A 10,921-nucleotide genomic window follows, 5' to 3' on the forward strand; every position below is an offset into this window, starting at 1 on the left:
GCAGTAGTTTTGTCATATAGTCGTAGTAAGTTGGGAGTATCCTAGCAGAAAAAGAGGTAAAAGACCATCTTCTTTGCTGGTTCTGAGTAGGATACAAGCTATTTTCATGTTGACTCATATAAATCCTGTAGCTTGTTTTCTCAAACAAGCTCTTGATATTACTTTCTTATTTAATCCCTGTAGCTTGTTTGCTAATATTTTGTATAACTCTCATTAACAAGAGCCAGAATATTTATAGAAGGATTTCTCATAGTCTCTATTTTATTATAAGTATTTTATTGTGCTATCTTTTCTCATTTTCCTCCTTGCTTTTATGTCAGGTGAGGAGAAGTCAATATAAGGAAGTCTGCGTTTTGATGCTTTTTTTCCATTATATTGCTCGATCTATGGACTTTAGTATACCGCTTTGGCTTGAGATATGCTGTTCAGAAATGTGAAGCCATTAATTCACTAGCGGACACTCCATCGATATAACTTGTAAGAAGAGGATGAGGACCTAAAGGAAGACTCTTCCATTGAGGATGATAAGGATTTTTCTAAAATTCACGCAGATTTTTATTTTTGCAAACGAAAAACACGTTCTACAAATAGAGTATCCTGATTTTTGGCAAGCAGTGGAATATGCAACGCTATACTTTCTAGCATTTGTTCCAGCCATATTTTTTCTTCAGAAGTAAAATTACTCAAAACATATTGGGCAACATCTTCTTGAGCGAGAGGGCGTCCGATTCCTATGCGTAGGCGTTTGTAATCTCTGCCACATGTCTTGGTGATAGATTTTAAACCATTATGTCCAGCATCACCTCCGCCAATTTTGACACGAAATTGACCTGCTTTTAGATCCAATTCATCGTGAATAACTGTACAATCACAAAGCGAGAGTTTGTAAAATCGTATGATCTCAACAAGCGCTTTTCCAGATAGGTTCATAAAGGTTTGTGGTTTGACAAGAATAGTCTTGATTCCATCAAGATGACCTTCTGATATTTTAGAATGAAATTTTGTCCGCCACGGGGAGAAAGTATGTGATGAATGAATACAATCGATTGCCATAAAACCGATGTTATGACGATTTTCAAGGTATTCTTTTCCTGGATTTCCAAGACCAGCGATGATGAACATAACGAAAACTCCTATCACGGGAAAAGATTCTATATCTTATCTTTAAAAGGTCTTACTTTTCTATGAACGGTTCTTGATGCGTTTTTAGGATCTCACGATGGATGACATGATCACAATCTCATCACGGATACATAAAAACTCAGGATCTGTTTTTTGCCCTGAATTTGAAACGAATAGATAGGCATATTCTGATCATCAAATTTCTTGTTCAAGTTATAGATTCAAATCAGAAACACAACCTCCAACATTTCGGTTATCTGCGCTCATGAAAAATGGGAGAAAAGAGCCGATTTATTTTCAATCATTATATCTTTCTTGCTTTGCAAAGAGATCTCTGTGATAAGAAAAATATCAGAATATTGGAGAACAATCATTAACTTTCTCATCTGCTCTTATTTTCCTTCATGGTGGAAATGAATAGCCTTAATGTTTTAAAATGCATTTTTCCTCTTTCCGCGCATGATTTGCGTGTACTTTTCGCATATTATTCAAGATAAAATCATTTTTTGAGAATAGGTGATTATTGTGTTGTTGATAGAAATATATTCATTTTTTACGATTATTTTCTAGCTATATTTATAGTCTATGAAATATTTTATATTGTATAAAAAGATTTATCAATTCATGGATAGGATATTTAAAATGTTAAAACAGAAAATAATTTCAGTTCATGAAACAAAATATTTTTTATAGTATGGAGAGAAAATAATATGTAACTTTTTGTTTTATAGATATTTTTTTATAAAACATATCATAAAAATTTATTTTTATATTAAGCATACGAACCAACAATTAACCTTTTCAGTGTAATTTTAGCAGGAAATTATGGAGTTCTATTTTTTTTTTGAGGATAACCGTGAGCGTACAGGAATTTATAAAATGGACCAAAATTGCTAAAGTACAAGAAAGAATCAATGTCGCTCGTATTTTGGGCAATACTTGGTGTAAGGGAAATTTTTCAGAGGATGATAGAGGTGATTTGGCTTTGGCAATGACGCATCTTCTTGACGATTCTATTCCGCGTGTTCGTCTTTCCTTGGCACGTTCTATAGCGTTATCTGATATGGCTCCTAGGCATGTTATTTTGGCACTGAGCGAAGATCATCCAGATGTATCTGGCACTATAATTTTGCATTCTCCTATTTTGACCGACAGTGATCTTATTGATATTTTTAATAGAGGCAGTGATTTAACGCGAGTTTTTATAGCTTCTCGTTACAGATTGTCGCAAGTTGTCTCAGACGAGTTAGTAAAGGTCGGTTGTATACAAGATATTATTGCTTTGCTTGAAAATAAATCGGCTCTTTTCTCCCGTTTTTCATTAGTGCAGATAACAGAACGTTTTTGTCACCTTCCTAATATAAGATATCTTTTATCGTTGCGATCAGATCTTCCTTTGAAAGCTCGATATCTATTGATGAAAAATGTTAGTAGTTCTCTATACCAATCAGAGATTGTACACAACGTTATTAGCTCTGGTCGTGCAAAAGTTTTAATTGCAGAAAGCATGAGGACTGGCATTCTTGAGATTATATCATGTACCGATGATGTTCAAAATCTATGCGAATTTGTTGATATTCTGCAATGTGACGGACAGTTGACGCCGGCTCTTTTGATTCATGCTCTTATAGTAGGAGCAATTGATTTTATTTCCATAGTTCTTGGAAATCTTTCATCGCATAGCAAAGATAAGATATATTCTATTCTTTCTACGGGTGGTTTTCATGTTGTGCGTGCTCTTTATGAGTCTATTGGTATTGATGGTGCAATCAGTGAAGTTTTTGTTGAGGCAACGATGCTTTGGCGTGAAATTTCCACTTATACTATTGCGATAGAGCCGAGCATTATAACCGATCAGTTATTGCAAAAAATGCGAAAAATGGAAGTATCTAGTTCTCCTTTGAAAGAATTATTGGAAATGGTTGAGAGGATACACCTTGATGCAAACAGAAAATTTGTTCGATTGATTGCAGAAGAATCTTCTCGATTAATCGAAGCAGCTTAGTTGTTTTATGCACTTTATGAGGGCAGAGGCTTTTAGTATATTATATATACATCTTTAGATTCCCATTCTCTTTGGTTGCTCATACAAACCCTCGGGCTTTGTTTGCCAATAACTTATTTTATAAATATAAGCTCTCTATCTTGGATTGCATCGCCATCAATTCCATAGAACATGATCTCACGTTTTGCGCATACCCTTGAAACGCAACAGGCTTATTTTTTTAATGAGAGCTATCCTAATCTCTTTTTCTACGCGTAGAATCCGATTTTTTTGCGTTTACTGGTGATGAAGTTCGGTGCTTTAGAGAAAATGACCCTTCACCACTTTTTTCTACTAGAATATTCACGATTTACTACGGCTATATGACAAAATTACTGCGATAAAACTCGTAAAAATAGAATGGGAATCCTATCAAAAATTCTTGAGTACAGATACAAAGAATGGTTTTAAAAAGAGGAGATTATCAAAGCGAATCTTCCTCCTTGATCGATTTTCTCTCTCTTAATATTTGAATACACTCTTTCCAGATTTCTACGATCAATGCCATAATAACGGGTCCGATGAACAGACCCAATAGACCCATCGTTTTGACTCCTCCAATCAAACCAAAAAAGGTTGGAAGAAAAGGAAGTTTGATAGGACCTCCTATAAGGAATGGTCTCAGTGTTTTATCAACGATAAATAATTCAAACGCCCCCCAAACAAACAAGGCAATAGCATTAAAAGTATTAGCCTTTATCAGCAACAAATAAAGGGATACGAGTATACATGCCAAAGGAGCTCCGCCGGGAATCGTCGCCATAAAAGCGGTGAGAATGCCCATCGCAATGTGAGAGGGAACTCCTGCTATCCAATACGCTATTCCTAAGCTAACTCCTTCCCCAATAGCAATAATAGTCATGCCTAAGAAGGTTGATCTAATAATTTTTGGTATAATCCGTGATAATTTTTTCCAGTATTTAGGAAAAAAATGTTCTCCCACAATATCAAGTTGTCGATACATAGAACGTCCATCAAGAAAAACAAAAAACAAAGCTATCAGCATAAAGATTGCTGATAAGAACCAATCAAAAAGATGACGGCTGAGAAATATGAAGGATTTAAGAATTAACTCAACATTTTTTCTGGTATTTTGGGGATCGAAGAAAGTTTCGATAGATTTCCAGTGTTCTATAAAAAACGCCCCAAAAGGATCAGGTAGTGCAGATAGCCAAAGTGGCATGGGAATAGCTTTTCCATCAGACAAGTCGATTGTTGATATCAAGTCGTGCAGTTGCAGAGACGCGTATGAAGTCACAACAACAAGAGGAATAATCAATACGAAAAAGACCAATATAGTCGCTAAGATTGCTAAAAATACTGGAGATACTTTATTTTTTTTAAGAAAAAAACTATATAAAGGCCAACTTGCAGAACCAATAATAAGGGCGGCAAGAACGGGGACAAGGAACCCTTTAAAAAAGTATACGGATATTAATCCTAGACAAAGAACTGCCCATTGCATTGCATTTGTTGGTTGCAATGCTAATTTCCTTACAGATGAATCTGAATGTATTTTACTTGGTTTCTTCACATTTTTAGAATTTTGAGAACCACTTTTATCTTTTGAAGATTGCACTCACGTTCTCCTTCAAGTTTTAGGATAGAAAACCGCTATATTTCCAAAATCCATCACCAAACATCTATAGTTTATTACATATCCACATCATCAGCAAATGTTGCCCTTTCTTGAATAAATCTAAAGCGTTTATCTGCATTTTTTCCCATGAGTTTTATGATAGAATCCTCTGATTTTCCTAAAGTATTGTTATTGTCTTGAGATACTTCTACACGCAAGAGAGTGCGTTTTTTGGAATCCATTGTTGTTTCTTTGAGTTGACTTGCCAACATCTCTCCAAGCCCTTTAAAACGACTGATTTCAATTTTTCCTTTTCCTTTAAACTCTTTCATCAGTTCTCTTTTATGTTTTTCATCTCTTGCATAAACCGATTTTGATCCCTGAGTTATCCTGTAAAGTGGTGGCAAAACAAGAAAAAGATGTCCTTCTTTGATAAGATCATACATCTCTTGATAGAAAAAAGTCAGAAGGAGAGAAGCTATGTGTGCTCCATCAACATCAGCATCGGTCATAATAATAACTTTGTCATATCGTAAATCTTTTTCCTGATATCGCGATCGGGTTTCGCATCCCAAGGCCTGAATGAGATCCATAATCTGTTGATTATTAGACATCTTTTCTGACCCAGCACTTGCCACGTTAAGAATTTTTCCTCGCAAAGGGAGAATTGCTTGATTACGACGATTTCTAGCTTGCTTGGCTGATCCGCCAGCTGAATCTCCTTCTACGATGAAGATTTCCGTCCCTTTCGCTATGCTTTGTGAACAATCAGCTAATTTACCAGGAAGGCGAAGCTTTCTCACTGCCGTTTTACGATTGACTTCCTTTTGTTTTCGTCTCCGCAAACGTTCTTCAGAGCGATCAATGATCCAGTCTAAAAGCTTTGTCGCTTCGACAGGATTTTTGACCAAGTAGTGATCAAAAGGATCCCGTAATGCATTTTCTACGATACGTTGTGCTTCTGTTAATACTAATTTTTCTTTGGTTTGACCAACAAATTCAGGCTCGCGAACAAAAATTGACAAGAGACCGACGACCGATATCATCACGTCCTCTGTAGTGATAGAAGAGGCTCTTTTATTTTGGGTCAGTTCAGCATACTTTTTGATTCCTTTGGTGAGAGCAATGCGAAGCCCAGCTTCGTGAGATCCTCCCTCATCGGTAGGAATAGTATTGCAATAAGAAGTGATTTTTGAGGTCGTATCGGATTCTTCTTCGCACCAAGCTATGGCCCACTCAACAGTACCACAATTTCTTCCTTTTTTCTCTGATCTGCCAGTAAAAACCTCAGAGCTAATCAGAGAAAGATCTTTTAATTTTGTTTGCAGATACTCTGCTAATCCGCCTGGGAAGTGAAACTCTGTCTTTTCCGGAACATTGAATTTTTCCGCTATCGCTTTATCGCAAGACCAGCGCGCTTTTACGCAGCCAGAGAGATAGGCCTTAGATTTGATAATTTTCAGAAGTCGATTAGCATCAAATTCGGCATCTATACCAAAAATTTGTGGATCAGGATGAAACTTGACACTTGTCCCGCGTTTATTACGGGTATCTCCAATTTTCTCAAGAGGACCTAAGGGTAAGCCACGAGAAAACTTTTGCGAGAATATTTCATTTTTTCTCATAACAGTGACGTGAAGCTCGTCCGATAAAGCGTTAACAACCGAAATTCCTACGCCATGTAATCCACCAGAGGTTTCATAAGCAGAGCCACCAAATTTGCTTCCAGAGTGTAACCGCGTGAGGATAATTTCAAGAGTCGATTTTCCTGGAACTTGCGGATGTTCTTCTACAGGAATACCACGACCATTATCGGTAACGGTTAGAAAGCCGTTTTCATCCAAGGATACTTCAATAACGTTGGCATAACCAGCAACTGCTTCGTCCATGGCATTATCAATCACCTCTGCAAAGAGATGATGTAATGCTTTTTCATCTGTCCCACCAACATACATTCCTGGTCTCATACGCACGGGTTCTAAACCCTCTAGAATGCGAATTGACGAAGCATTGTAGTTTTCCGCAGAATCTTGGCGTACATCTGCGTCCATACTATGAAATTCATTTTCTAAAGCCTTAGCTTGAGGAGATGATTTTTTAGGTTGGACTGATATTTGCGAAAAAAGATCCTTATTATCGTTGGTCATGTTGTCTCAGTGAAGAATGGACGCTTTACGGGATATTTCTAGCCTAACGTAAAACAATCTTTATAGTCAAATTATCTAATAAATGTTTACAAGTAGTTTAGGAATATATAAGCTTTATCCACAATCATTGATATAGAATTCTTCATGATAGGGGATATTGAATTTTAGATACCTTGCAAAAAGTTGCTGTAAATCTCAGCACTTGAGGAATAAAGGCGATCTACTCGGTAGATATTTTTAAACCAATAACCAAAACCTACAGGAATTGCAAAAGGTTTCTCTCATCTGCCAACTCAAAAAATCTCTATCCATGAGGGGTGCAAAAGCCTCTTTAGTTTTCTCCTGAGGGGAAAGGAGAAACAGGATTCTAGGGCAATCAAGAATCTTCATAATGATATTTTTACGATTGCTGTTAAAATGGCTGGATTATCGTCCATCTCGATTCCTGCGGCTTTATGGAAGAGGGGGGGCTCTTGAGCTATAATGCAAGTTATTGTGTGGGGAGATGTTATGGAGTGTCGGATCTTTTTTGAGAAAGAAACAGGATGTTTTCGGACTTAAAAGATGGTAGTGATCGTTATCTCTTTCATTTTTTCGTTTTAAGGGCTGTCTTCATCTTTATGCAGGGTTTTTATACGAAGAGTTCTTTTTCCTCTCTCAAATCTTGGATGCTAAAGCGCTTATTACGCATATCGACTTTCCAAGCTCCATAATTTATAAATTCCCCCTATTTGTTAATATTTTAGCAATAAATTACTTTTTGGTAATAAATTCCCTATAAATTGAATTTTAAAAAACAACACACCAGTAGATTGTCCGCAATATGAAACATAAAAAACTGACATCAATCATAATCCTCACAAGTATTCTATTCGCTTCTTATTGATGTACAAGGAAGTACATATTATCATCGCAGTGATTTTGAGGAGCGTTGTCAAGAAAGTGACAGACAAACAAAATCATTTTATCAAAATATAGCGCCAAGAGTTACACGACTATCAAGAGAGCAACAAAAAGAATTTTTCAAAAGAAGAGAAAATTTAAAACGACAATTCAATACAAGACAACAAAAAAATAAATGGCCCAGAAAAAGAAAAGGATATATAAGACAGTATTATGATCTGGAAAAGCAATACAAGAAGCGGTATTGACCTTAAAATATTACGTGTATTTTCCCTGTCTTGCATTCCTTTCCTTGCAGATGAGGAAATCCCAAAAAGATTTATTGAAGTCGATACCTTGTTGGTCTCAGTCCACTTGCTCAAAAAGTATCTCTTGTCTTTTAATCTTTTGGGTATTTCGATAAAATCCATGCAGAATAAGAGGGGGATTCAATGATTTATCTTAGGTTTTCAGGTTTAAAAGGTGCGGAGATTAATAGCAAAAGGTGCGGTAAAATCCATAATGTCTGATTCAGGCTAATAGATATTAAGTTATTGTTTTAAAAAGTAATTTTAATCTTCTTGTCCAAGAGACTAGAGAAAGACACATCAAACTTAAAAAGACGGAATAATATTTAAAACGATTCACAAAAAAATCTTTAAAAATATTTCAATATATTGAAGGATGGGCGTAAAGAGATTTTTACAAGAAGCATTATTGGTATGAACAAAGAGCACAAAGCAGTGCAAATTTTAGCGTTTATGAGCAGCAGACAAAGGGCTAGACGCAGGGTGCGATAGATTTGATTTGGGTTAATAATTTATCCTCTGCTGATAATATATATGGTCAAGTTTATTGACTGATAACTTTGACCTATAGAGGTTCTTCGCATCTTCTCTCAAAAACCATTTTTTGTGCAATAAAACCGATTATAGCTTTTCTTTGTGGCGAACATCTTAAAGATTGCGATGTCGCGATGTGGGAGATGATATCTGTAGAAAAACTGTGGTGATATTTGATTGTCGTGTTGTCAATCTCGCCAATTGTTTGTTAATAATTCCTTTAGATAGCGGACATCATGAGATAATTTTATCGGATCATCTATCAATTTTTGAAAAAGTTGAGACTTACTCATGAAGTGTCGATATCAATGATGCAAGATACATTGAAATTCGCTGGTAGGTAAGTTATAAACGTCTTTTTGGATGTTTCCCGACATCCTGATCCTGTTCTTTTCTCAATTATGTGTATAAAATATTTTGATCAAAATATTTGTTGGGAAAGGTTTTTTTCCATTGGCATGCCTAAAAAACAGTGATCAAAGTAATATTTGAGGGAAATTTTAGAGATATACGATATGATATATAGGATGCCAAGGAACATGAAAGATCGTTTTTAAGATCCGTGTATATCACTTCGTTAATCGTGTATATCACTTCGCTAATAAGGAACTATGTTTGATGTCCTATGATTATGACCTCCTGGTAATAGGTGCTGGTTCAGCTGGAGTGCGCGCTGCACGTTTGGCAGCACAAATTGGCAAGAAAGTTGCTATTTGTGAAGAGTATCGTTTTGGTGGCACCTGTGTTATCAGGGGATGTGTTCCCAAAAAATTAATGTTTTATGCATCTCAGTATTCCGATCATTTTGAGGATGCTAAGGGATTCGGATGGAATGTTGATCGTGGAAACTTTGATTGGAAATCACTTATTTGTGCAAAAGATAAGGAGATTTCTCGTCTTGAGGAAATTTACCGTAATATTTTGATTTCCTCTGGGGCGGAAATCTTGGAAAGCCGAGCCGTTCTTTCTTCTCCTCATTCTGTATATCTTGAAAAATTGGGTCGTGCCGTTACAGCTGAATATATTCTTGTGGCAACTGGAAGCACCCCCAATCGCATGGAGATTCTTGAGGGCTCTGAATTCTGCATCACTTCGGAAGAAATTTTTTATTTAGAAGAGTTACCTCAATCCATATTGATTGTGGGAGGAGGATATATCGCGGTTGAATTTGCAGGTATATTCAATTCTTTGGGAGTAAAAACAAGCTTGGTAGTGCGTAAAGATGAAATTCTTTCTGGCTTTGATTCCGATATGCGCCAGGGATTGACAGAGATCATGCTTTCTAGAGGAATTCAGATTTTTAATAATGATACAATTTGTGGTGTTTTTCGTGAAGGCAAGAAATTTCGTAGTGTATTGCAATCCGGAGCAATCATGCACTCTGATCAGGTTATGCTTGCATTGGGTCGAAAACCGCATACTACGGGCATAGGACTTGAAGCACTAGGAGTTGCAATGAATGCAGCCAAAGCGATTATTACAGATAAGTATTCTCGTAGTAATATCCAGTCTATATTTGCATTTGGGGATGTTACGGGTCGAATTCAATTGACGCCTGTCGCTATTCACGCGGCTGCCTGTTTCATTGAGACGCAATTTAAAGGCAATCGAGTTTCACCAGACTATGATCTTGTTCCTACTGCAGTATTCTCGCAACCAGAAATTGGTACTGTTGGGTTAACTGAAGAAGAAGCTTCTCAGAGGTTCAATAGGTTGGAGGTTTATAAGACGAAATTTTATCCGATGAAAGCATCCCTTTCGAAGCGTTTTGAGAATCAGATTATGAAAATTATTGTTAACGCAGATGATCGCAAAGTTTTGGGAGTACATATTCTTGGAGATGACGCTGCTGAGCTTATTCAAGCGATAGGTATTAGTGTGAAGCTTGGATGTTCAAAAGAAGATTTCGATCGTTGTATGGCGGTGCATCCTACAGCAGCAGAAGAGTTGGTTACGATGTATTCTCCTTGCTATTATATACGAGATGGGAAGAAAATCAGTCATTGATTTTTAAGGTGTGATTCTGGATTGCGATTGCAGTTTCAAGGGATACGCACTCATTAGAATTCTTGTAATGTTTTTTGTTATTTGAGCTCATATATTGCGGAAATCGCAGGTATCGATTGGAGGATTCTCCTGTCGGATATGTGCCGAAGGTATGAGAAGCATATCGTAAGGATCATATGTTATAGATCCATGCTTGAGGATCTCTAGAATCCAATGTGCACGGAATAGACTTTAATATGAGTGGCTTCATTTTTAATAAGTTTGCAATGCGATGATTGGCAAAGGTAAGGTAGTGCGG

The 10,921-nt window shown here is 36.6% G+C and carries 4 protein-coding genes and 1 pseudogene; 2 read left to right on the top strand and 3 right to left on the bottom strand.

Going from position 1 to position 10,921, the window contains the following annotated elements; genetic code table 11:
* Window positions 1–536: 536 nt before the first annotated feature.
* Window positions 537–1,122: pseudogene (gene pth / locus H0G72_RS04860) on the bottom strand (aminoacyl-tRNA hydrolase).
* 856 nt (window positions 1,123–1,978) lie between these two features.
* Between pth and H0G72_RS04865 the strand changes: the two are divergent.
* Complete coding sequence (locus tag H0G72_RS04865) at window positions 1,979–3,127, top strand: DUF2336 domain-containing protein (RefSeq protein ID WP_182017658.1); 1,149 nt, start codon at window positions 1,979–1,981, stop codon at window positions 3,125–3,127.
* 463 nt (window positions 3,128–3,590) lie between these two features.
* On the opposite strand, the gene H0G72_RS04870 is transcribed toward H0G72_RS04865, so the two are convergent.
* Window positions 3,591–4,745 carry an AI-2E family transporter gene (locus H0G72_RS04870; protein ID WP_310649495.1) on the bottom strand — a complete coding sequence of 385 codons (1,155 nt, stop codon included), beginning with the start codon at window positions 4,743–4,745 and terminating at the stop codon, window positions 3,591–3,593.
* A gap of 74 nt (window positions 4,746–4,819) precedes the next feature.
* Entirely contained in the window at window positions 4,820–6,892 is a 2,073-nt protein-coding gene (locus H0G72_RS04875) for a DNA gyrase/topoisomerase IV subunit B (RefSeq protein ID WP_182017659.1), read from the bottom strand.
* A gap of 2,339 nt (window positions 6,893–9,231) precedes the next feature.
* Between H0G72_RS04875 and gor the strand changes: the two genes are divergently transcribed.
* Entirely contained in the window at window positions 9,232–10,623 is a 1,392-nt protein-coding gene (gor, locus tag H0G72_RS04880; protein ID WP_182017660.1) for a glutathione-disulfide reductase, read from the top strand.
* The last annotated feature ends 298 nt before the right edge of the window (window positions 10,624–10,921 follow it).

The organism is Candidatus Liberibacter sp. (assembly GCF_014048425.1).
Classification (GTDB): Bacteria; Pseudomonadota; Alphaproteobacteria; order Rhizobiales; family Rhizobiaceae; genus Liberibacter.